This window comes from Bacillus sp. NEAU-Y102, assembly GCF_054788175.1.
Map to the genome: position 1 here is coordinate 115,146 of NZ_JBTWFK010000006.1, position 24,957 is coordinate 140,102.

The window sequence follows — 24,957 nt, forward strand, 5'->3', positions numbered from 1 at the left end:
GAGGTGATATATATGAACGGAAATAAAATATTAGCTGCGTTATCATACTTTAGTGTACTATTTGCCCCTATCTTATTCCCTATTATCGTTTGGATTGTAGGGGACGCTGAAACAAAGCCACACGCAAAACGTGCTCTATGGACACACATCATTCCAAGTATCGCTACATTTATCGGCTTAACCATTTTAGGAATTATGGGCATAGGATCTGACCAACCAGATGTAACACTTGGAATTGGAGCAATGATTGTCTTAGCTATTTGCGGAATCATCAGCTTATACTACTTCATCTGGAACATTGTAAAAGGAATTAAAGTACTGAAAGCTTAATTTTAAACAAACGTTTGTTTAAAAAAGGACCCTTGCAAATTGCAAGGGTCCTTTTCCCGATTAGTTACTTTATCTTCTGCGTTTCTTCTTTTTTCTCATCATTTTCTTTCGGCGCGTATTCACCTTATCCGCTATAATGTGGAGCGTACTTGCCACAACAATTCCCATTAAGAACGTTACAATTTCAACCTCATGTTTCTTCGCAATTTCTATTAAATTACCATCCAGTGCGATTACATTTAATAGGAATAAAAATGGAGAAAAGACGATTAACATGTACGCAATACGAATCACATCACCAAGTATAATCGTATGCGTAAAGAAAGATCGATGCGGCATTACTTTCTTATAAGGATACCAAAATATACGTAAGAAACCCCATTTGTTATAAGCATTACTGTACGTATCTAAATCTGGTGTTAAAAATGAAGTACCTACTAAAAAACCAATTGCAAAAGTTAATAAAAAATCAAAATTTGTTAATCCATACGAAAAGAGCAAAAACAAAACAACCGGAAGGGATATTAAGTTTATTTTCGTATGCGTTCTTCCTGATGGCATAATGCACTTCCTCGCTTACGTTCGTCCTGTCACCTTATGACAGATTTCACCTATTGACCTAATTTCTGATCGATAAATGTTGTGTCTATATCCGAACCAAACCATTCTGCCAACTTCACTCGTGCCTTATCTTTCACATCTTCATTGACGTATAACGACACCTGTATTAGTGCGGCCGTTAACGCCCCTAAATCATCCGTATAGCCAATTCCAGCAATGAAATCTGGAATCGCATCAATCGGTGCAATAAAATAAGCAAGTGCTCCAATTACAATAATTTTCACTCGTTTTGGAACATCGGGTCTTTGCAAAACGTAAAACAGTAATAAACTTGTATAAATGACCGACTGCCCTGCTTGCTTTGCAACATGTTTTACTTTCTTCCAAAACGCTTCAACTGAAAATTTTTGTTTCATGTAAAAGCCTCCCTATTTTTAAAAAGAAATAAGCTACAATATGTTATCAGTAAAAGTTCATGGAAATTACACAAAACCTATCAATGAACTTTCATTGTAACAAACAAACCAAAAAAGAACAAGTGTTCGTTAATTTTTACACGATTTCCTTCATATAATAGATTTCTAGATAACCCTTATCCATCTTCGTTTCTTATTTCTCAACAAAGAAATTTTCACTTCCACTTAACATTCTGCTCTATCTTTGTTATATTTTCTAGTTGACGGACATATAAACGAATGTTAAAGTTTTCTCTGGTAGTGACAAACCTTATACAAAAAATGTAAAATGTTATAGTGTTTCTCAGAAATGAATTTTGTTGTATAATACAGAAATGACGTTATGCTTATGAGCAACAAAAGAAACCAAAAGGGTATGCATAGTTATAGTCGTATATGGGTGAATATAGAACCTTTAATTATGGCCAAGAAAACTATGTATTTTTTATTTTAGCATTTTTCGCTCCAAAATCGACCAAGCCTGATAGAGAAAGGGTGGAAATGAATGAAAGAAACCTTGAAATCGCAATTTCAAAATGTGCGTTTCACTGTATTCGTAGCTTTAGCCTTATGGCTGAAAACTTACATTATTACACGCACAAGCTTTGATTTAAAACTTGAATCTTTCATGCAAGAATTCATTTTATTCCTTAGCCCATTAGCAGCATCATTACTGCTTGTTGGTCTTGCATTATTTGCAAAAGGGAAAAAACGTAACTATATAGCACTTGGAATTAATTTTGTCTTAACAATCGTTCTTGTTGGTAACGTAATGTTCTACGGATTCTACAATGACTTCGTTACTTTACCAGTACTCGGACAAACATCTAACTTCGGAAGTTTAGGTTCTAGTGTGAAAGAATTATTTAACTACAAAATTATTCTTGCATTCGCAGACATTATCGTATTCTTCGTTCTATTGAAGAAAATGAAAAACTTTGCACCTACAGAGCGTGTAGCACGCCCGATGCGTTCTCTATACTTCGTATCAACAGTTGCTATTTTCTTCGCAAACTTAGGACTTGCAGAAGCTGAACGCCCAGAACTATTAACACGTTCATTCGACCGCGTTATGCTTGTTAAAAACTTAGGATTATATGTACACCAAGTATACGATCTTGGCTTACAAGCGAAATCAAGTTCACAAAAAGCATTCGCTGACGGTAGTAAATTACAAGAAACAGAAAACTACGTGAAAACAACACAAAGTAAACCAGATCCAAATATATTTGGTACTGCAAAAGGGAAAAACGTAATTGTTGTCTCTCTTGAGTCATTACAAACATTCTTAATTGGCGCAACAGTTAACGGACAAGAAGTTACACCGTTCTTAAACCAATTTACGAAAGAAAGTTATTACTTTGATAACTTCTTCCATCAAACTGGGCAAGGTAAAACATCTGATGCTGAATTCCTAGTAGATACTTCTTTATATCCACTAGACCGCGGTGCTGTATTCTTCACACACGGTAACAATGAATATACAGCAACTCCAGAAATTTTACGTCAGCAAGGGTATCACACGTCGGTATTCCACGCAAACAACGCAACATTCTGGAACCGTAACATTATGTATCCAGCACTTGGTTATGATCGTTACTACAACGAGCTTGATTACAAGATTACGCCGGAAACAAAATTAAACTGGGGATTAAAAGATATCGAATACTTCGATCAATCTATTGATATGTTGAAAGAAGTGAAGCAACCATTCTATACTCGCTTCCTTACTTTAACGAATCATTACCCATTCACTTACGATGACAGTACAAAATTAATCGACGAATATAATTCTGGTGATGGAGTATTTGACCGTTACATGGTAACTGCTCGTTACTTAGACGAAGCAATGAAACACTTTATTGAGCGTCTAAAAGCAGAAGGTATTTACGACAACTCAGTAATCGTATTCTACGGTGACCACTACGGTATTTCTGAAAACCATAACCGTGCAATGGCACAGTTCTTAGGAAAAGAAGAAATCACTGCATTTGACCATATGAACTTACAAAAAACACCGATGTTTATTCACGTTCCAGGTCAAAAAGAAGGTAAAACAATTTCGAAACCAACTGGTGAAATTGATATTAAACCAACTATTCTAAACTTACTTGGTGTAGATTCTACAAATGACGTTCGATTCGGTCATGATGTATTCTCACCTGATAATAAAGGATTTGTTGTTCTTCGTGACGGTAGCTTCATTACAGATAAATACATGTACACAAACAGTACATTCTACGACCGTGCTACTGGCGAAGTTGTACAATTACCGAAAGAAGAATCTCAACCACTAATTGATCGTGCCCAAAATGAATTGCACATGTCTGATAAAATCATTGAAGGTGACTTACTTCGCTTCTCTGAAAGTAATAAGATCAAAACTGGTGAAGTAAAAACAGCTATTAAAGAAGAAAAGAAGAGCGCTGAGTAATCTCAGCCTCTTTTTTTATTTTCTTCCATACAACTGCTTATATTCATTAACTTTAAAATTACATAACCTTTACCAAATATTCACATAGGGTTAATGAAGAATCTCTATAATAAAATATGTAAACAAGGTTCTACATATTTCTTACCTCTCATCTTTCGTAAGATCCCTTAAAGAAATGTGTAAATCTTTTGTTTCTACTTTCTTATAATTGTCTTTCAACATGCTTTGTTTCCATACACAAAGCATTCAACGAGACAATGTCCCTATGAAAGATAGCTACCCTCCTTGTGCAGCATTCCATAAGAATGTTGCTTTTTTTTATTTAAAAGCAGGATTCTCATTTCTTATTTTCGAATTTGTATATACAAAATGCTGTAAAGTGAAACTTTAATCAGCCCGTTAATGCGGGGGAAATCGTCCTTACTTCTCTATGATTTACAAATACATATACGGTCATATATAGAGAATTGCTTACATAAAAATTACTATAGTGATTTTTATCTCGCATGAATGAAAGTTTCACGTTATTTACGTACTTACGAAAGGATGGGACGGAAATTGGCATACGAAAAATTTGTACTTTGGAATGATGAAGTTATTGATACAACAAAACAACAAACGTACATAGAACTTGAAGAAAGAGGTTTGCAATTCGGAGATGGTGTCTACGAGGTTATTCGCCTATATAAAGGGAACTTTCACTTATTAGATCCGCACATAACAAGATTATATCGATCCATGGAAGAAGTAGAATTATCGCTTCCTTTCTCAAAAGCTGAACTCATCACTTTACTTTACAAATTAATTGAACGAAACCATTTCCACGAAGATGGCACAATTTATTTGCAAGTATCTCGCGGTGTACAAGCTCGCACACATGTATTTTCATATGACACCCCTCCGACAATTTATGCCTATATTACAAAAAAAGAAAGACCAGCATTATGGATTGAATATGGTATACGCGCTATATCAGAACCTGATACTCGATGGCTACGCTGTGACATTAAATCATTAAATTTATTACCAAACGTACTAGCTGCTACGAAAGCTGAACGTAAAGGCTGTAAAGAGGCACTTCTCATAAGGAATGGTATCGTAACGGAAGGAAGCCATTCCAACTTCTTTTTAATTAAAAACAGAACTCTTTACACACATCCAGCCAATCACCTTATTCTAAATGGCATTATTCGTCAATATGTCCTTTCTTTAGCGAATACTCTTCACATTCCTGTACAGGAAGAACTTTTCAGCGTTCGTGACGTTTATCAAGCAGATGAATGCTTTTTTACAGGCACAACGATTGAAATTTTACCAATGACCCACCTTGATGGAACCGCGATTCAAGATGGGCAAGTTGGGCCTATCACCAAAAAACTGCAAAAATCTTTTAATCAAATCTTGTTACAATCCAATATGGCATCTTCTTAAACACGAATAATTTCTTTCCTTTCATATTCAATATATACATTTAAATGGAAATCAAGGTGTAAATTTATGCCTTGATTTTTTTTTGTAATCTTTTTGTCATATTCAGATTCCTACATAAGTCTTGACAGTAATCGACATGCTCTTTAGAATTTTTAACAGTTGGTAAATATTTCTTCACTACATTACAGACAGAAAGGAATCGACAAATTATGAAAAAGTATCTTGCCGGTCTTGCGGCAGTGTCTGTAGCAGGAGGAGCAGCACCTACACTTGATAGTGTTCAAGCTGCACCTGAACAAAATACACAAAAAGCTGCTACAACTGTCCAAGCTTCTGCATCAAACGACTCATCTTATAAGGTAAACGCGAGCGTATTACATGTTCGTGCGGGATCAAGCACTTCTCACGACATCATCTCACGCGTTTATAACGGTCAATCACTAAACGTGATTGGCGAAGAAAATGGTTGGTTCAAAATTAACATTAACGGAAAAACAGGCTTTGTTAGTGGCGAATTTGTATCAAAAAGTGGAGCAACAAACAACAATGTAAGCACAGGCGGAAACAATAAAGTTACTGCTGATGTATTACGTGTACGTACAGCTCCTAACACTTCTAGTTCTGTTTCTGGACGTGTATATGCAGGACAAACATTAAACGTAATTGGACAAGAAAATGGTTGGGTGAAAATTAACCATAATGGACAAGTAGGTTATGTAAGTGGCGAATTCGTATCTGGCGTTTCTTCTAATGCGGGTTCTTCAAACAACAATACGAATAATAACAATAACAACCAAGAAGTAAAACCAGCAAGCGGAAACTATACAGTAAATGTATCTTCCCTTCGTGTTCGTACAGGTCCTAGTACTTCTCACACAACTGTAGGTTCTGTTACAAAAGGACAAGTAGTACAAGTTGTTGGCGAAGTTCAAGATTGGTTCAAAATCAATTACGCAGGACAAACTGCTTATATAAGCAAAGACTACGTAACAAAAGGCGGTTCTAACGAAAACGTTACAGAAGGCAACAAACAAGAGCAAAACAATAATAATGGAACTATTCAAACTGGCGGTTCTTACGTGGTTAACGCTACATCTTTACGTGTTCGTACAGGCCCTGCTGCTTACCATAGTGTAATTGGTGGTGTTTTAAACGGTACAACATTAAACGTAGTTGGATCTGAAAACGGTTGGTTTAAAGTAAATTACCAAGGAAAAACAGGCTTTGTTAGTAGCGAATTTGTAAAATTCGTTAAAGGTGGTACTACTACTCCTGAGCAACCAAAACAACCTGAAAAACCTAACCAAGGTGCAATTGGCGACTACTACATTAATGCTTCTGCACTAAATGTACGTAGCGGCGAAGGTACAAATTATAGAATCATAGGTGCACTTCCACAAGGACAGAAGGTTCAAGTAATCTCTGAAAACTCTGGATGGAGCAAAATTAACTACAACGGTCAAACTGGTTATATCGGAACACGTTACCTATCTAAAACACCAGTTGGAGGCGCAGTAGATAATAAGCCTAACAATAACCAAAATAACAATCAAAACAATAACAACAATAATAATACAGGCAATAATAGTGGCGACAGTTCTTCCGTACTTGCATATGCAAAATCAATGCAAGGTGTACCATACGTTTGGGGCGGAACTTCTGCTAACGGCGTAGACTGCAGTGGCTACATCTACCATGTATTTAAGAAATTTGGTCATAACATTAGCCGTCAAAGTGTTGCGGGATATTGGAGTAGCCTACCAAAAACTTCAAGTCCACAACCTGGTGACTTAATTTATTTCCAAAACACTTATAAATCTGGTCCTTCTCACATGGGTATTTACCTTGGGGGCGGATCATTTATCCAAGCTGGAGATAAAGGTGTAGCAATCGCTTCATTAAATAACTCTTATTGGAAGAGCCACTTCTTAGGATACACGAAAGCACCTTAATTAATAGTTTCAAAGCCTTCTAGTTTACTAGAAGGCTTTTTTGTTACGAGTTCAACACATTACTCCCTTTCCCCTAGTTTCTCTCTACAAAATAATGTATCCATTCTTCTATTTCATACACTTTATTCTGCAAAAACAATGCATAACGTTATCATAATGTATATATTTTCATAAAAAACATAACCTATTTCATGTCTATTTATTTTATATGTGTTTTTTTGAAGAATTTTCTTTTTATTTAAACTTTTCATTAGACGTTTGACCTCCGATGTCCATTATGATAAGTTACTTAAGATGTTATATTCGTAAATGTATAGACAACTGGTTTATACACTGTTTTTACTATGAGGAAGGAGCATACACTGCATGAATCTTTTATGGGGAATTGGCGGCGTGATTGGAGTATTAGCAATTGCTTTCTTACTATCTTCCAACCGCAAAGCTATTAATTGGCGCACAATTTTAATTGCGCTAGCATTACAAATGTCATTTTCATTTATCGTATTACGATGGGATGCTGGTAAAGCAGGTTTAAAACACGCTGCTGACGGTGTTCAAGGATTAATTAATTTTTCTTACGAGGGAATTAAGTTCGTTGCTGGGGATTTAGTCAACGCAAAAGGACCTTGGGGATTTGTATTCTTTATTCAAGCACTACTTCCAATCGTATTTATTAGTTCATTAGTAGCAATCTTATATCATTTCGGTATTATGCAGAAATTTGTTAGCGTCGTTGGTGGTGCATTAAGTAAACTTCTTGGAACTTCTAAAGCAGAAAGCTTAAACTCAGTAACGACTGTATTTTTAGGACAAACTGAAGCTCCAATCTTAATTAAACCTTACTTAGCACGCTTAACAAATAGTGAATTCTTCACTATTATGGTAAGCGGTATGACAGCTGTTGCCGGATCAGTTCTTGTCGGCTATGCAGCAATGGGTATTCCGTTAGAGCACTTATTAGCAGCTGCAATTATGGCAGCTCCATCAAGCTTATTAATTGCGAAACTAATCATGCCAGAGACAGAAAAAGTAGATAATAACGTTGAACTTTCTACAGAACGTGAAGACGCAAACGTTATCGACGCAGCTGCACGTGGTGCATCTGAAGGTATGCAACTTGTTATTAACGTAGCAGCAATGTTAATGGCTTTCATTGCATTAATCGCTTTATTAAATGGTCTATTAGGATTAGTTGGGTCTTTATTCCATATTAAACTTAGCCTTGATTTAATCTTCGGTTACTTATTATCACCATTTGCAATCTTAATCGGGGTTTCTCCAGGTGAAGCTGTACAAGCAGCAAGCTTTATCGGTCAAAAACTTGCAATCAACGAATTCGTTGCATACGCAAACTTAGGACCACATATGGCAGAGTTCTCTGACAAAACAAATCTAATTTTAACATTCGCAATCTGTGGATTCGCAAACTTCTCTTCTATTGCAATTCAATTAGGTGTAACAGGAACGCTAGCTCCTACTCGCCGTAAACAAATTGCACAATTAGGGATTAAAGCAGTTATCGCTGGTACATTAGCTAACTTCTTAAATGCAGCAGTTGCAGGTATGATGTTCCTATAAACTTATATAGAGTCTTCTCTTTCTCCAAGAGAAGACTTTTTTCATGCACTCCAAACGCCTTTTATGTATCTATCAATCACCTTATCCCAAATATGAGAACATTATGATACAATAATGTTTAAGTCTTTTTATTTTTCTTATGAAAATAGAGATACTACTTGTTGTTGCCCTTCAAAAGAATTTAACGACATAGTCAATTTCTTAATAATTGCGCATACTACAAGTATCTATGGATGAAATAGCTTTAAGGAGGAAAGTTTTGTGAAAGATAAGTTCTATAAAATCCTCTCTATGTGGATTCTACAAATTGTATTTTATTTTATTACTGTACATGTGACGAATTATGAGCATGCGCTCATTTTTACAATAATATATGTAATCGTAAATGTACTATTCTTATTTTTAGCTGATAAAACAGCATTTATTTTCTTCATACTAGGAACCATTATTTCCGTATTTTATTTATTTTATCAAGCATGGCTTCATTTATGGAGTACATCAGATCAATGGCAATATATGATTACCCACTTCCTGATGGTAGCTAACTTCTTCATTGTATATATAACAACTCACCTATTGAAAAAAGTGATTCATGAAAATAAAACTTTAACTGAGCGTGTGAGAACGTTGGAACAATATATTGGAGAATCAAAATTATTAACTAGACAAGAATTCGAGAGACGCCAAGCGTTATTAACGACTGCAATGAATCGTCGTAATGAAACAGGCGTTATCGTTTACTTTGATTTCACTTCCTTTAGTAAATATACGAAGGAAAGTGTTATGGATCGTGTAGCTTCCTTATTAGTTGAAACGGTAAGGAATGATTTTGACCTTGCTGCTGAATATGATGAGAGTACATTAGTTATTTTATTACAGAACACAAATGAGGCTGGTGCAGATATAGTAATGAACCGTCTACAGCCAAAATTAGAAAAATGGCTTGCAGCTGAAGCAATCCAAGATATAAAAATTTCAAGCGAGCAAATTGGAAACAAAGGACAGACATTGTTATGATGACTCTCGTTATACTTCTTTTATTTCTTCTGTTTTGCGTACTCGTTTTTTGGATCAGTATCACATTTTCAATTAAATATGTACTTATTTTTACGGCCTTTCTATTCTCTGGCTTACTCGTTTACTACTCTTTCTTAACAATCGCGGGCCTAATTCACCGAAATAGCAAACGAAAAGATCGTACACTAGAACATTATCCTAGCGTCGATATTTTCATACCTGCCCATAATGAAGGGGTCGTTATTAAAGATACTTTAGAGGCGATGGCGAAGATTGAATATCCAGGAAAGCTAACTATTTATTTATTAAATGATAACTCTCAAGATGAAACACCTGAAATCGGCGATGATTTCGACAAAGCTTATGCTCATATTCGCCACATTCGTGTTCCCTCCGGTGAACCGAAGGGTAAATCACGTGTACTAAACTATGGGCTTAGTATTTCAGATGGTGAATACTTCTGTGTTTACGATGCAGATAACCAACCTGAACCACACGCACTGCGAATGCTTGTAGAGCACGCTGAAACAACTGAAGATGCGGTTGGAGCAGTTGGACACGTTCGTACTGTAAATGAAAAAAGAAACTGGTTGACGCGAATGATTTCGCTAGAATTTCAAATCTTCCAGCTCCTTATGCAATCTGGACGCTGGTTACTATTCCAAACGGGTTCACTAACAGGAACAAATATGCTTCTTCGTCGCTCAGCACTAGAAGAGCTTGGTGGCTATGACCCTTATGCAATTGCAGAAGATGCTGAATTAACATTACGAATTACACAAAAAGGTTATCTCTTACCAATCGTCCCAGAATCAGTTACTTGGGAACAAGAACCAGAGCATTTAAAAATTCTTATTAAACAACGTACACGTTGGCTCCAAGGAAATTTATACATTTTAGAAAAAATGTTCTCGTCATTAAGTTTCTTTAAAGGAAAACTGCTCGTTCATTCCTTACAACAAGTTCTAGTGTATGTTGTATTTTGGCTATTCCTAATCATTTCAAACGTTTGGTTTGTAATTGGGCTACTCGGGATATTCCAAATTCAATATAGCATTCCGCTACTATTTATGTGGTATGTAGCATATATTACATATGTTTCACAATTATTTAGTGCCCAGAGTGTCGAACGAACCTTTACACCGACTAATATTTTTATTAGCGTTATTATGTACTTTACGTATGCACAGCTCTTTACGTACTTATTTATTCGCAGCTTAATCTTATATTTACGTGCAAAGAGCAAGAAACAAGTCATCGGCTGGGATAAGACAGTTCGATTTAAAAAAGATAAATAAAAATAAGCACAGAGCGCCGTATGCTCTGTGCTTATTTATTGCCGTATAAATTATATATCAGACAATACCCCTTAGCTGAAAGTAATTTCACGTCCATCCCCCAACGAACGATCGACCTTCATTTATATACGAAAAAGTGATTGCTATTTTTGTAGAACCAATTGCTTCTCTTGCTGTTCTTTGCGCGTTTCAGTCTTAGGTTCCGTGCTTTCTTGGACACTACGATGTGCCACACGTTTCAAACAAATATGCTTCCACTTTCTTTCGTAACGTTTCATTATTCTAGATGTCCCCCTTGAATGCGCTTTAAAACTATTTGAAATCGCTTACAGGAAATAATATAGCACATATACATAAAAGTGACAACACATTTCCGACATATTTTTGACAAAAATACGAATAGAATTCGTAAGATATCGAATATTGTCGAAACCCATCGTTTTTTCTTCGTATAAAAGGCATACTACTTATATAGTAAAGTATTTTATTTCCCTTACCCGCATTTCAAATTCCTTCTATATAAAGTGAAACTTTAATCAGCCAACAAATAGAGGGATAAAAAAAGAGCTGATATAAAATCAGCTCTTTTCCTTCTATTATTAATGACGCTTCATACGTCCTTCTTTTTGTAACTCTTTAAATAATGCTGCCATCATAAAGAAAATAACAAAGACGAATGGGAATGCTGCAATGATAGCTGCCGTTTGTAAGGCTTCTAATCCGCCAATATATAATAAGGTAGAAGCTATCGCGGCTAGAACGATACCCCAAATCATTTTAATACGATTTGGTGGGTTTAAACTACCATGTGTCGTTAACATTCCTAAAACAAACGTTGCAGAGTCTGCCGATGTAATAAAGAATGTAGAAATAAGAAGAATCGCTAAAACAGATAAAGCTGATCCAAAGCTTCCCATCTGATCGAACATAGCAAACAATCCTACTTCTGTTCCCATCTCTTTAATTTTTTCAAAGATATGTGCATCACCAAACAGCTCCATGTGAATACCAGTCCCGCCGAAAACGGAGAACCAAAGCGCACCGATTACGGTCGGTACAAGTAACACACCGATAACAAACTCACGAATTGTACGACCTCGTGAAACACGAGCAATAAACGTACCTACGAACGGTGACCATGCAATCCACCATGCCCAATAGAAAATTGTCCATGACTGAATCCATTGATTTCCGCCTTCATCCAATGGACTTAAACGGAAACTCATACTTGGCAATTCCTGAATATAAGAACCTATTGTTGAAGTGAAGTAATTCATAATAAAGTTTGTTGGACCTGCAAATAATACAATGATCATAAGTGCAAATGCAAAAATAATGTTCGTATTACTTAAATATTTAATTCCTTTATCAAGACCTGTTTGTGCAGATAACATGAAAAGAACTGTTACGATTGCAATAATAACTAACTGTGTCGTTAATGAATTCGGAATAGATGTTAAATAGCTAACACCACCTGCAATTTGTTTTGCACCGAGACCTAATGAAGTTGCAACACCAAACACAGTTGCGAAAACAGCTAACACATCAAATGAATGAGCAATACGTCCGTGTTCCCCGCCCTTAAATAACGGACCTACCGTCGCACTAATCGTACTTGCTTTTCCTTTTCTAAAGGTAAAATAAGCAATACATAACGCTACAAACGCATATAGTCCCCAAGGATGTAATCCCCAATGGAAAAATGAAAAACGCAATGCAAGGCGCGCACTTTCCTCAGTTGCACCTTCTCCAAACGGAGGTGCGTACAAATGGTTTAATGGTTCAGCAACGCCCCAGAAAACTAAGCCGATACCCATACCAGCACTAAATAGCATAGCAAACCATGTCATATAACTATAATCAGGTTCGTCATCATCTTTACCTAAACGAATAGAACCGTATTTCGAAACAATTAAAAAGATAGACACACCTAAAATAATAGAAACGGAAATAATATAAAACCACCCAAACTTACTAACTAATGCAGTTTGAATTGCAGTTGTTACATTTCCTAAGCTACCTTTTCCAATAATAGATTCGGGAATAATCCCCCAAATTGTAAATGCAATACATAATGTTAATGAAACGATGAATGTTTTTGTCAGTTTCCTCATCAAATCCCCCTTCGTAGGTTTCGCTTTTATAAATAACATAAATTCCGATATGTAAAATCGGATAGAAAACTATAATTTTGCGGTGATTTTCTTACTTTCACCTTCACCAATTCGAATTCTTATAGACAGCCTTACCTTTCGTATAACCTTTTCACTCTGCAAGAGCTACAAGTTAGAAATACTGCTGTCAAATTGTGTGAGAAAAACGCGGATAGGAATGTATTTTCCTAAAAAAGGATGTGTTACATATGTAAAAAAGGGCGAATTTCTTCCTTGCAACCCTTTCGTTTTGTAACAATTATGCGGTTTTTTTGCTAGTATATAGCACGTGATTATAGCTTCACAAACAAAATGTTTATGTTTATATAACTATATTACCCATAAAACGGTAAAATACTCAAGGAATGTAATCGTTTAGTAAACATCATGTAACATTCCTGTAATATTTTTATTTACGTCGAAAAAAATATGTTGTATTAAATATTTTGAATATAACCAGCAACCTATGAGTCATATAGAATGAAAAACGCTTTCCTATATTTTTTGTTATATTACAGGATGTTAACGACTGATTACGAATGGTTTGTAATTGTGTGTTTTCCCCAAATCCGAAAAAATCTGTTGCTATAATGAGGACACGAAAACAAACGCAATGGAGGCTATCATGAAAAAATTAATTGGAATAGCAACAGCAGCAGTTTTTGGTCTTGGGATTTTCACATCATCTGCTAATGCAGAAACTGTTGTAACAACAGACGTACTAAACGTACGCGAAAACCCTACTACTGAATCAAAAGTTGTCGGTAAATTACTAAACGGTAATAAAATAGATGTTCAAAATACAGAGAACGGATGGTCAAAAGTTACTTTAGACGGTAAAGACGCATTCGTAAGTGCAGAGTTCACAAAAAGCATCTACTACGTAACAGCTAACGTATTAAACGTACGTGCTGAAGCGAACACAAACTCAGAAATTCTTGGAAAGTTGAAGAAAGACGATGTAATCGAAACAACGAGCCAAGTACAAAATGAGTGGTTACAATTTGAATATAACGGGAAAACAGCTTATGTTCATGTTCCTTTCTTAACAGGTACAGCACCTGTAATTGAGAAACAAGAAACAACTGCTCCTGCTAAAGCTAAAGTTGAAGCACCAGCTAAGGCTCAAACACCTGCAGCACAAGCAAAACCAGCTGCTAAGCCTGCTGTGAAAGCTGCTGAAACTAGCGAACCATCTGGTGGTCGTGAGTTAACAGTTGTAGCTACAGCATATACAGCTCATCCGAGCGAAAACGGTGGCACATATGGCGGCCGTGTATTAACTGCAATGGGTCATGATTTAACTGCGAATCCAAACATGAAAATGATTGCTGTTGACCCGAAAGTAATCCCATTAGGATCTAAAGTATGGGTAGAAGGTTACGGAGAAGCTATCGCTGGAGATACTGGTGGTGCAATTAAAGGTAACCGTATCGATATCTTACTTGGATCAGATAGTGCTGCTCAAAAATGGGGCCGCAAAACTGTTAAAGTGAAAATTTTAAAATAACCAATGACTGCTAAATTACAAGCCGGTTCTCTTTATTGAGAGCTGGCTTTTATTTATTTATAATACATATAAGGAGGCTATGCCCATGAATGTACAAGCAAAAATAGACTGGATTGGTACGCCAAAACCGTACATATATAAAGATGAAGTAACATATAACGCTACTTCTATTGATTTCTCACTCGCTGGCGATGATAATCGCTATAAGCTAATTGTGCTCAAGTCAGAAAAAAATACACATTACAAAATTGTGCAATATGGAATAAAATCAGGCTCTCAAAAGCCATTTCCTATCGACATTCCATTTGAACAAAACATGTTACCAATTATAGAGCAAATATTACATGATCCATATGTACAAGCGATATTAAAGGAAACGCACTCATAATTGTAAAAAAAGATATCAACGATTTTCCGAATATATCTATCATAAATCGCAATATATCAACGATTTTTCAATTATATCTATCATAACTTACGATATATCAACGGTTTGACACGAAATATCGATTTAGCTACCAAAAGAGGCTGTTCAAATATTGAACAGCCTCTCTCATATTAACGAGTTGGACCAGATACATCTTCTGATTTCAACGTATTATTTGCACCAAGAGAATGATACAACATCTTTCCATTTCCATTCACAGTTACAATATGTTCGTTGTTAAAACTTTTGAACTTCACAGATCCATCACCGTAACGAATATGATACTCTTCATATGTCGTTACTTTATATTTCGTATCACTTTGACGCTCTACATTACGAACTTCCATCGTTAATAAGTCTTCTGTAATTCCTTTTTTGTGTAAATACTGTATATAATCACGGTCTTCCTTATACGATTTCCCGCTCTTATCATAATTATTTTCAATTAAACTAAAATCATTTAATGAAATTGCACGTACGTTATCATAAATATGATTTTTTACAAATTCGCCCACTGCTGAACTTGATGTTTCTTTCGGGAATTTTAAGTAATAGGTGCTTTGGTCTCCAACTTTAACGCTTTCTGATTTAATTAAGCCAAACTCAGCATTTTTCTCTAAATGCACTTCTACCGTTTCATCTGTTGGTACAGGACCAAGTTTATAACTTCCGCGGCTTAACTTCCCACGCTTCTTACCATTCACAACTACATTTGCATCATTTTCATCAGAGGAAATTGTTACATAATTGCCTTCTAATGATAAATTTACATCTACCTTCGCACTTTTTTCATCTGCTAAATCTACTTCTTTTTCTGTTTCTAACTCAGTTAACTCTGACTTTGCTTTTGCCTTTACAACGTAAGAACCCGGAAAATATGGACCAATTTCTTTTGAAGTTTTGTCATTAGACAATTCTACTTCTTTCTTATCATTCACATATATTTCTGCATTCTTCGCAGTTGTACTTACATTCATATAATACGATTTCATGCTAAATTTATACTTCGGATATAAAAACCATTCTTTTCCGTCTTCTATAATTTGTCCATCTTTAAACGATGCTTTATCACTTGCTAGTTTTTGATCCACTGTCTCTCTTTGTAAATAAGACAGCAGCTCTTTATTATATGAAGGGTTGTCTTTTAAATAACGGATATATGCCTTAATATCCTCTGCCTTAATCTTTAAGCTCGGATCATCTACCTTTACAAACTCATCAATTGCATTCGCATCTTTCTTTTGAAACGCCTCAATCATAACGTTTACTTGTTTTTCCTTTGAAAACTTGCTTGCACCAAATTTATATGCTCCGAACAATATAGCAAAAATAACAAGAAAACCTAGCAGTAAAAATATGTTCTTCTTACTTTTCACCGGCTTTGTTTCCCGTTGTATTTCTGAACGAGAAGAAGCTGTTTGATCAGCTATTTCTTCTATCTTACTTCCACACTCTGGGCAAAAATTTAAATGGTCTGCAACTTTTTCATTACATATTCCACAAAACTTCAAGCGATTCTCCCCCTTATTTTTTTACCAACTTCATCCCAGCAAACACTAATACGTAAGAAAGAATAAAGCTACCTACTATTAAATACATCGTGCTACTTTGAATCGATAATAGCGGACCAGAAATCCCCGTAAATTCCTTCATAATTTCCTTACTACCTGAAGCTTCGATTTGGATTTTTGCTAATCCATTTACACAAAGCATCATCACAGTATAAACCGCACTAAACATCGCAATCGTTACATATATATTTTTAATTGGATATTGAGCTAATTTCATTCCAGCTCTAAATAGTAAGATACATGGTATTAAAATTAATAAACCCCACCAATGCATGTAGGAATTGAACTCATCCATATATTTAATTTCTTTAGCAGAAGCACCATTAGCAATTGCCACATCTTTTAAAGACGTACCATTTAATGATATGCCTGATGTATATGATAAATGTAACGGCCCTTTTCCTCCTGGATAGTTCTGTATTTCTTTCTCCATGTTCGCCCATTCAATTGCAGTTGGAGCAAAGTGAGCCATATTCCACATATACGGTGTTGCTTCTAATGAAATTAATGCTTTATATGTTTTCTCAGGGAAATCAATTGGTCCCATTGATTTTGAACTACTAAATAAAATCGTAATAAGTATAATACCAAATGTAATGATTAATCCTTTTAAAACAGTCACTACACTATAATAAATAGATGCTGCATATGGAACACTTTGACTAATTGCGGAAAGCATACGATGTGGTCCCGCTGCAATACTCATGCCAATAAAGCTAAATAATAAACCAAATATAATACCGTACAACAAACTAATAATATGAGAATAACTAACATTAATTGTCATTGTTTCATAGAATTGAGAAATCGTCGTAGAAGAACTTGCTACAAAACTTATAACACATAAGAAAATTCCATATACAATACCGATAATACATGCTGTTACTAGCTTCTCACGCCAAACAATAGACGGGGTTTTTTTCTCTACAAAAAAGCCAATTCCACCTAATATAAGTGCTGGAATAGTTAATAAAATGAACAATGGGACATGAAGAATAAATGACATTATGTATGTACCACTTCCACTGACTTCAAGACCCGCTAAATGATACATTAAAATTAATGGCGCTATGCCAATGAAAGATTGATTAATGGTAGTCATATCCAGCATACCGTTCGTATTTGTAACCATCGTTCTCATTAAATCATTCATCGCTGCATCGATAATTAAACTACTAATCCAGCCAGCCAAAAACATGCATATAATTGCCAGACCACCACCAAGTAAGCCTTTTTTCAAAGCAATTCCAGATGAACCCACATTTAGTTGTACACCCTGGTCTGGTAATTTCGTTTTCATTTCTTTTTTCGTAATACCTACTAGTAAGGAATCGCCGCATTTCTCACAATATGTAGCAGTTTCTTTACTTTCCACTCCACAAGTTCGGCAATATTTTGAGTCTTTAGGCGCTAATATAATATGACTTGCTACACCACCTGTACTAGACCCATCATGCGTACAATAATTTGATACATCAGACTGTTCTAAACCACAAGTTTTACAATACATGTTCCTCACTCCTTACTTTGCTTCATACCACAAACTGGACAGAATATAGCTTCTGTTGCGATTTGTTCACTACATGAAGAACATGATTCATTTTCAACATTGTTTGTTTGAAGGAGTAACTCATTTTCTTTCCCGCACTGTCCACAAAATTTATCATTTAATGATAATGAGCCACCACAGCTACACTGCCCTTTCTGACCTTGATTCTGCAAATTAGCAATTTGCTTACGCATGTTATAAATAGCAATATCAAGCTCTTGTACCGGTTCTACAATTCCTTTCAATACCTCTATTCGAACTTCATCATTGCGCAGTTGCATATATGTAGTTTGACCAAGCTCCAACAAAATTTCAGTTTTCGCTTGTAACTTCTCCTGCGTAATTTTCTTTAGTTGTGCAACCTCTTGTGCAACTTGCAACTTCATCTTTCCTTGCTCAATTCCCTCTTGCAACTTGTTCATACCATTACCAAACTTCGCTTGTAAATCTGACACAACTTCCCCTCCTATAAATATATAGTAATATACGAAATTAACATTTTATATATTACCATGATTTTCAAGTTATGTAATCCAAATTTCATTTTTTCTGTTTTGAGCATTTTTTGTTTATAATGGTAAAGGAAAGAAATATGTGTACGGAGGAATATTATGCTGCAACACTCAATTACGAAAGATGAAATTATGATGATTGCGAATGAGTTCGTTCAAGGACTAGATCCACAGCAAACAGCTGATCAGGAACATGTCGCTACAGCTCGGCACCTATATCGTAGTGGTGTTGTCTATAACGTTGACTTTGATGGTTATACACTATCAGGAACTGTAGATGCGGAAGGCAACGTATATAGCGTTCATATTCCGATTCGTAACGTCGCTGAAAGCTATTGTGATTGCTTCGCACCAACACAATGTGAGCATATGCTCGCTGTATTACTATCTGCAGCGTCTAGTTTCGGGCAAGTAGGAGATGTATTAACTTTATTTAAAAATAATACGAAACCTTCCCTTCCCCCTATTCGAACTGCAAGACAAGTATTGCAATCATCAGCTTTTGAAGAAACTGACTATAAAAGTTGGGAATCATATTTTGAAAAAGAATATGATTCATTTAAAAAAGAACAAGCTCGGCTTACTTATAAACAAATGTATTTTCTTATGAGTATCTTTACAGATTTCTATACGAAACTTGAGCGGAAAGCTCCGCGTGTCATTGCGATACATGAATTATTCAGGTTACACGCAGCACTTTACTGCTTTCAAAAATTATTAGAAGAAATTCAGGCATTCGAAGCAAACAAAACATATTCTTATCACCAACCTGTTAATGTCATTCGCCTATTTGTAGACAAAGTGGAATCCATCGTTCGGGACTTACAATCAGAAGCGATTCCTTCAGAGTCTAAAATAATTTTACAAGAAACAGCTCGTCTCGTTCATGAAGTATTCTTCTCTACCGACGCTTATACGCAAGAGCGATTTTTCATTTATCGTCACATATGGAGTGAACTTTTAAACAATAAAGAGAAAATACAAGAAGAAGAAAAACGAATCGATACGAAAATCAATCCACTATCTAAAGCGTTAGCGTCTTCTCATCTTCTCTTTTTAAATGACGAAGATCTACTAGCGATGGACTTACTAAAAAAACAGCCTGCTTCTGTTGTGAGTCTATACTTCTATTGGTTAGAAGAACTATTAAGTGCCATGCATTGGGATCGTGCAAAAAACTGGCTTTCCTTTACGTATAAACAAGTAAAGAAAACGATCCAAGATCACGAAAATACGATTTTCATAAAAGATGTCGTTCGGCTATTTGTAATCATGTATGAAACATATGCAACACATACAAATGAACAAGCTGGTTTCGAAATGATCTTACAAGAACTATTACCGTATAGTTTCACAAACTATGAACAGTACGTACTCGCGAAAAAACAGTATCGTACATGGGCAGAGCTTCATCTCCTATATGGATTTGAAGCAATTGAGCTGTTGAAAGAGCCACTGAAAGATATTGAAAAAGAAGCGCCAGAAGTGGCACTTCCTCTTTACCATCTTGCTGCTGTAGAGGCGATTGAAGAACGAAATCGTAAATCATATAAACGCGCAGTTCGTTACTTAAAGAAATTACGTACATTGTATAAACGATTAAAACGCACCGATGAATGGGATGCTTTCATTATTCACATCGCCAATCTCCATTCACGTCTGCGTGCACTACAAGAGGAATTACGGAAAGGAAAATTAATCGATGATCAATCAAACTGAAGTAACAATTAGGCTCCAGCATGTTAGTCAAGGTTGGTTCCTTTGGGGAGAAGATGACAGCGGTACTCCATTATCCGTAAAAAGTTGGAAGCGAAATGCATTCACATGGCACTCCACTTCTTTCTACGGTACTTCTCTAAAAGAAGCAACCTTCGAAGGAAAACAAGGTGTGCTCCTAACAAATGCACAAGCCTTTGAATACATTGCAAACAAACCGATGAATTCCTTTGCACATATGCAAATAAACGGACCTATTACAGCACTTACGAAAGATGCAAATGAATTATGGGACGCCTTTACGAGTGGTAGCTTCGTACCAGATATGAATCATTGGCCTAAACAGCCATCTTGGAAAGTTCAAAATACACCAATTGAAGATGATACATTAGCATCTCTTTTCTCAGCAGCAGTTAATGAAAGCATATTACAAGATAATCGCTCAAATGACGGCTGGGAAGATGCTAAAAGGCTATATGAACATTACGACTTTACGAAAAGACAATTGGAAACAGCACTACATGAAGAAGATTGGCTTCGAAAAATCGGTTATATTGAAGATGATCTTCCGTTTACAATCGGACTAAGACTACAAGAACCACAAGAAGAATTTGAAATGTGGAAGCTTGAAACAATTGTGACACCAAAGCGCGGGGCTCATCGCATATATGTATATGAAAACATCGATTCCTTACCGAAAAGATGGCACGATTACGAAGAACGGATTACAGAAACACAAGAAGGTTTTAGTAAGCTCATACCGTGGTTAAAAGAAGGAGATACATTCCGAAATGAGCTCTTTGAAACAGAAGCTTGGAACTTCTTAACAGATGCAAGCAACGAATTACTTGCAGCCGGCATTACAATTTTACTACCATCATGGTGGCAAAATTTAAAAGCAACAAAACCGAAATTACGTGTCCAGTTGAAGCAAAATACAGCACAAACACAATCGTTCTTCGGTATGAATACGCTCGTTAATTTTGACTGGCGCATTTCGACGAACGGCATTGATTTATCAGAAAGCGAATTTTTCGAGCTCGTTGAACAAAACAAACGTCTATTTAATATAAATGGTCAATGGATGCGACTAGATCCAGCCTTTATCGAAGAAGTAAGGAAACTCATGAACCGTGCCGATAAATACGGACTAGAGATGAAAGATGTCCTGCAGCAACATTTATCAAATACGGCTGAAACAGAAATTGTAGAAGATGATAGTCCGTTTACTGATATTGAAATCGAACTAGATGGATATTATGAGGAACTATTCCAAAAGCTGCTTCATATTGGAGATATTCCAAAGGTAGATGTCCCTACTTCACTAAACGCAACACTTCGTCCGTATCAACAACATGGTATTGAATGGTTATTATATTTACGAAAGCTTGGATTTGGAGCATTGCTAGCTGACGATATGGGACTCGGGAAAAGTATTCAAACAATCTCTTACTTACTATATATAAAAGAAAACAATCTCAAAACAGGCCCTGCATTAATCGTAGCGCCGACATCTGTTCTTGGAAATTGGCAAAAAGAATTTGAGCGTTTCGCACCGAATTTATGTGTCCAATTACATTACGGAAGTAATAGAGAGAAGGGCAATTCATTTGAAGATTTCCTTCAATCAGCAGATGTTGTATTAACATCTTATGCATTGGCTCAACTCGATGAGGAAGAACTGACTTCATTATGCTGGGATGCTGTTATTTTGGATGAAGCACAAAATATTAAGAACCCACATACGAAACAGTCGAAAGCAGTACGAAACTTGCAGGCAAATCACAAAATCGCTTTAACTGGTACACCAATGGAAAATCGCCTCGCTGAACTTTGGTCCATTTTCGACTTTATTAATCATGGATATCTCGGAAGCTTAGGACAATTCCAACGCCGCTTCGTCACACCGATTGAAAAAGATCGTGATGAAGGAAAAATCCAGCAAGTTCAACGGTTTATCTCACCATTTTTACTGCGCCGAACGAAGAAAGATCAAACAGTCGCATTAAATTTACCAGATAAACAAGAACAAAAAGCTTACTGTCCTCTTACTGGTGAACAAGCTTCCTTATATGAACAACTTGTTCAAGATACACTGCAAAATGTAGAAGGATTAAGCGGAATTGAAAGACGTGGCTTTATATTACTTATGTTGAACAAGCTAAAACAAATTTGTAATCATCCTGCTCTTTATTTAAAAGAAGAAGAACCACAAAATGTCGTTGAACGCTCTATGAAAACAAAAACGTTAATGGAGCTCATCGAAAATATAAAAGATCAAAATGAAAGTTGCCTCATCTTCACTCAGTACATCGGCATGGGAAACATGCTAAAACGTGTGCTAGAAGAACAATTTGGCCAGCGTGTCCTCTTCTTAAACGGTAGTGTACCGAAAAAAGATCGTGACAAGATGATTGAGGAGTTCCAAAACGGAACGTATGACATTTTCATCTTATCCTTAAAAGCTGGCGGAACAGGATTAAACTTAACTGCTGCCAACCATGTCATTCACTACGATCGTTGGTGGAATCCAGCTGTGGAAAATCAAGCAACAGACCGCGCATATCGCATTGGTCAAAAAAGATTTGTTCATGTTCACAAACTCATTACAACAGGAACATTAGAAGAAAAAATCGATGAAATGCTAGAAAGAAAACAATCTCTAAACAATGCGGTCATCACAAGCGATAGCTGGATGACTGAACTATCAACAGACGAACTAAAAGAATTACTTGGTGTATAAAGTGAAACTTGAATCAGGTCGGTTACCGGAAGTTTTACTACCCGCAAAAAAAGCGCTAATCTCGAAATGAGATTAGCGCTTTTTTCTATTCCAAAACCAATTGCTTATTATAATTCCCGTTAATCCGCCGCACGTATCAAGCAATGAATCTTGCCACATTGGTGTACGGTCCCCCGTATACCATTGGTGAATTTCATCAAATGTTGCATAACCCGCAACGAAAAGAATGGCATATATAAAACATCTTTTCCTCGAATGACCTGATCGATGAAAAGCGTAATAAATCAATGAACCTAGCATAAAGAACACCGTAAAATGAGCACCTTTACGAAGGAAAAACTCAATAAATCCGCCTACACCTTTATTCGCAATACTAACAGGGGTTCCTCCACCATAATCAATAGATACCCATGAAAAATGCTCTTTTACAAATTCAACATTTACATATTGTTCAATATCTGAACGCATATCCTGCTTTTTATATGGTTGTGCCGAAGAATAGAAAATCAGCCCCATCCATAGTAATACAGGAATCCAAAATAACCATTTACGATTCATTATCCAGAATTCTCCTCTCTTAATCTTTTAAGGGTACCAAAAAAAAGAAAAAATTTCACGCCAAAACATGACATTTGCAACCTATTTATAAAGTGAAAGGAGGTGATACACATGGCAATTGAAACAATCGTAATGGATTTAACTTTACGTCTAGTATTAAACAACGGATTAGATAAGAACGGCAAAACAGTTTTCAAGAGCAAACAATTTAAACGTGTTAAAACAAATGCGAGCTTAGATCAAATACACAACGTAGCTCATGCTCTTGCTTCCTTACAGGCATCACCACTTCACGCTGTACAACTTGTAAGCACATCAGATCTTTCTAAACTATAAAGTAAAACTCAGATCAGTGGGGATTTTATTCATCCCCACTGATTATTAGCCCGCAATTTAACCGGCAGACCCGAATCCCGTAAATAGCTTGATAAATACAAAGGAGGGAATAACACATGCAAGTACTAGAGTTGATTTTCGCGAAAGAAGATGGAAAAACAGTCGTTTTTTCTATCGATACGCCCATCACACCAATTGATGCACAAGTCGTAAATCAAGTAATGGATACAATCCTTGCCTCATCTGTATTTTCATCCATTGATGAAAATACAAGAAAAAAGGGAGCTCGCCTTGTAGAAAAAAATGTATCTGAAATTCCAATTACTCTATAAAATGAAAAAGACGAATCTGCATCATTTTGCAGATTCGTCTTTTTTCTTCGGCATTTCAATCGGAATAAAAATCTTTGAAAAACCGACGCATACGTACTTATAATGTTCTTCACCTATATCAAACTCAGTCGTATATGTTGAGAAGAATATATAATCATTTCGCTTCGTATAATGATCAATTAATAATCCAACTTGTGGCTCAACATACTTTTTCGCTAACTTTTTACCGGCCGATGCCAAGTCGCCAAGGAGACCCTCTTCATTCTCTTTTTGAACTTCATCTAGCTTCTTACTCACATCATTACGCTTCATAAACTGCTTCGCTGCCCATTCTGTATATTCGCCTTTACTCGGATTGCTGTTTGCTAAATATACTAAGAGAATGACAACTAAAGCCATAATAATATACTTTTTCTTCATACTATATCACCGCCTACTCTTTTCTATTTTCATATATATGTACAAGCGATGCAAATTAGAAAGACTATCACCTA

General features: G+C 36.0%; 21 protein-coding genes. 13 read left to right on the forward strand and 8 right to left on the reverse strand.

The features are described from left to right. The first annotated feature begins 12 nt into the window (after positions 1-12). Complete coding sequence (locus tag ACYFX0_RS16690; protein WP_001014091.1) at positions 13-330, forward strand: DUF4870 domain-containing protein; 318 nt, start codon at positions 13-15, stop codon at positions 328-330. 69 nt (positions 331-399) lie between these two features. Here ACYFX0_RS16690 and ACYFX0_RS16695 read toward each other — a convergent pair whose 3' ends face one another. Further along, the gene (locus ACYFX0_RS16695; RefSeq protein ID WP_001139059.1) at positions 400-891 is read right to left on the reverse strand and encodes a metal-binding protein; all 492 of its coding nucleotides are present in this window, start codon (positions 889-891) and stop codon (positions 400-402) included. A 50-nt stretch (positions 892-941) separates the two neighbouring features. Continuing rightward, positions 942-1,307, reverse strand: a complete 366-nt coding sequence (locus ACYFX0_RS16700; protein WP_000810378.1) for a YkvA family protein — start codon at positions 1,305-1,307, stop codon at positions 942-944. A gap of 544 nt (positions 1,308-1,851) precedes the next feature. Here ACYFX0_RS16700 and ACYFX0_RS16705 point away from each other — a divergent pair. From ACYFX0_RS16705 to ACYFX0_RS16730, 6 genes are all read left to right on the forward strand, one after another. Then, entirely contained in the window at positions 1,852-3,780 is a 1,929-nt protein-coding gene (locus ACYFX0_RS16705) for an LTA synthase family protein (protein ID WP_460270984.1), read from the forward strand. A 546-nt stretch (positions 3,781-4,326) separates the two neighbouring features. Beyond that, positions 4,327-5,211 (forward strand): D-amino-acid transaminase, encoded by an 885-nt coding sequence (locus tag ACYFX0_RS16710; protein ID WP_079997269.1) that lies wholly within the window; start codon positions 4,327-4,329, stop codon positions 5,209-5,211. Positions 5,212-5,420: 209 nt separating this feature from the next. Next, positions 5,421-7,163, forward strand: a complete 1,743-nt coding sequence (locus tag ACYFX0_RS16715) for a C40 family peptidase (protein WP_000760264.1) — start codon at positions 5,421-5,423, stop codon at positions 7,161-7,163. Positions 7,164-7,529: 366 nt separating this feature from the next. Next, positions 7,530-8,741: a NupC/NupG family nucleoside CNT transporter gene (locus tag ACYFX0_RS16720; RefSeq protein WP_001051018.1), complete on the forward strand. Its 1,212-nt coding sequence runs from the start codon at positions 7,530-7,532 to the stop codon at positions 8,739-8,741. A gap of 261 nt (positions 8,742-9,002) precedes the next feature. After that, positions 9,003-9,758 carry a diguanylate cyclase domain-containing protein gene (locus tag ACYFX0_RS16725; protein ID WP_460270986.1) on the forward strand — a complete coding sequence of 252 codons (756 nt, stop codon included), beginning with the start codon at positions 9,003-9,005 and terminating at the stop codon, positions 9,756-9,758. After that, positions 9,755-11,056 carry a glycosyltransferase family 2 protein gene (locus tag ACYFX0_RS16730; protein WP_000988755.1) on the forward strand — a complete coding sequence of 434 codons (1,302 nt, stop codon included), beginning with the start codon at positions 9,755-9,757 and terminating at the stop codon, positions 11,054-11,056. Before ACYFX0_RS16725 ends, ACYFX0_RS16730 begins: the two co-directional genes overlap by 4 nt. A gap of 599 nt (positions 11,057-11,655) precedes the next feature. Here ACYFX0_RS16730 and opuD read toward each other — a convergent pair. After that, on the reverse strand, positions 11,656-13,170 hold the full coding sequence (opuD, locus tag ACYFX0_RS16735) for a glycine betaine transporter OpuD (protein WP_001230116.1): 1,515 nt from the start codon (positions 13,168-13,170) through the stop codon (positions 11,656-11,658). Positions 13,171-13,834: 664 nt separating this feature from the next. On the opposite strand from opuD, the gene ACYFX0_RS16740 reads away from it, so the two are divergent. Further along, positions 13,835-14,719: a cell wall-binding protein EntA gene (locus ACYFX0_RS16740; RefSeq protein ID WP_000733345.1), complete on the forward strand. Its 885-nt coding sequence runs from the start codon at positions 13,835-13,837 to the stop codon at positions 14,717-14,719. Between the two features lie 85 nt (positions 14,720-14,804). Beyond that, positions 14,805-15,107, forward strand: coding sequence for a DUF3910 family protein (locus tag ACYFX0_RS16745; RefSeq protein ID WP_136804403.1), 303 nt, complete (start codon positions 14,805-14,807; stop codon positions 15,105-15,107). Positions 15,108-15,277: 170 nt separating this feature from the next. Here ACYFX0_RS16745 and ACYFX0_RS16750 read toward each other — a convergent pair whose 3' ends face one another. From ACYFX0_RS16750 to ACYFX0_RS16760, 3 genes are read right to left on the reverse strand one after another with little or no spacing between them, the layout of a single operon-like run. Continuing rightward, on the reverse strand, positions 15,278-16,657 hold the full coding sequence (locus ACYFX0_RS16750; protein ID WP_000666859.1) for a zinc ribbon domain-containing protein: 1,380 nt from the start codon (positions 16,655-16,657) through the stop codon (positions 15,278-15,280). Between the two features lie 13 nt (positions 16,658-16,670). Further along, positions 16,671-18,227 carry a zinc ribbon domain-containing protein gene (locus tag ACYFX0_RS16755; RefSeq protein ID WP_106103398.1) on the reverse strand — a complete coding sequence of 519 codons (1,557 nt, stop codon included), beginning with the start codon at positions 18,225-18,227 and terminating at the stop codon, positions 16,671-16,673. A gap of 5 nt (positions 18,228-18,232) precedes the next feature. Beyond that, positions 18,233-18,721, reverse strand: coding sequence for a zinc ribbon domain-containing protein (locus ACYFX0_RS16760; protein WP_001281736.1), 489 nt, complete (start codon positions 18,719-18,721; stop codon positions 18,233-18,235). Positions 18,722-18,877: 156 nt separating this feature from the next. On the opposite strand from ACYFX0_RS16760, the gene ACYFX0_RS16765 reads away from it, so the two are divergent. Together ACYFX0_RS16765 and ACYFX0_RS16770 are read left to right on the forward strand one after the other, a co-directional pair. Then, positions 18,878-20,497, forward strand: coding sequence for an SWIM zinc finger family protein (locus ACYFX0_RS16765; protein WP_017763767.1), 1,620 nt, complete (start codon positions 18,878-18,880; stop codon positions 20,495-20,497). After that, complete coding sequence (locus ACYFX0_RS16770) at positions 20,481-23,237, forward strand: DEAD/DEAH box helicase (RefSeq protein WP_000610096.1); 2,757 nt, start codon at positions 20,481-20,483, stop codon at positions 23,235-23,237. The genes ACYFX0_RS16765 and ACYFX0_RS16770 overlap by 17 nt, the downstream gene beginning before the upstream one ends. A gap of 72 nt (positions 23,238-23,309) precedes the next feature. Here ACYFX0_RS16770 and ACYFX0_RS16775 read toward each other — a convergent pair whose 3' ends face one another. Continuing rightward, positions 23,310-23,795, reverse strand: a complete 486-nt coding sequence (locus ACYFX0_RS16775; RefSeq protein ID WP_098829182.1) for a VanZ family protein — start codon at positions 23,793-23,795, stop codon at positions 23,310-23,312. A gap of 111 nt (positions 23,796-23,906) precedes the next feature. On the opposite strand from ACYFX0_RS16775, the gene ACYFX0_RS16780 reads away from it, so the two are divergent. Both ACYFX0_RS16780 and ACYFX0_RS16785 read left to right on the forward strand, forming a co-directional pair. Next, on the forward strand, positions 23,907-24,131 hold the full coding sequence (locus ACYFX0_RS16780; protein WP_000963859.1) for a DUF1659 domain-containing protein: 225 nt from the start codon (positions 23,907-23,909) through the stop codon (positions 24,129-24,131). 116 nt (positions 24,132-24,247) lie between these two features. After that, complete coding sequence (locus ACYFX0_RS16785; RefSeq protein ID WP_001197592.1) at positions 24,248-24,463, forward strand: DUF2922 domain-containing protein; 216 nt, start codon at positions 24,248-24,250, stop codon at positions 24,461-24,463. 21 nt (positions 24,464-24,484) lie between these two features. On the opposite strand, the gene ACYFX0_RS16790 is transcribed toward ACYFX0_RS16785, so the two are convergent. Further along, positions 24,485-24,883 carry a DUF4359 domain-containing protein gene (locus tag ACYFX0_RS16790; RefSeq protein WP_000731400.1) on the reverse strand — a complete coding sequence of 133 codons (399 nt, stop codon included), beginning with the start codon at positions 24,881-24,883 and terminating at the stop codon, positions 24,485-24,487. Positions 24,884-24,957: the final 74 nt, after the last annotated feature.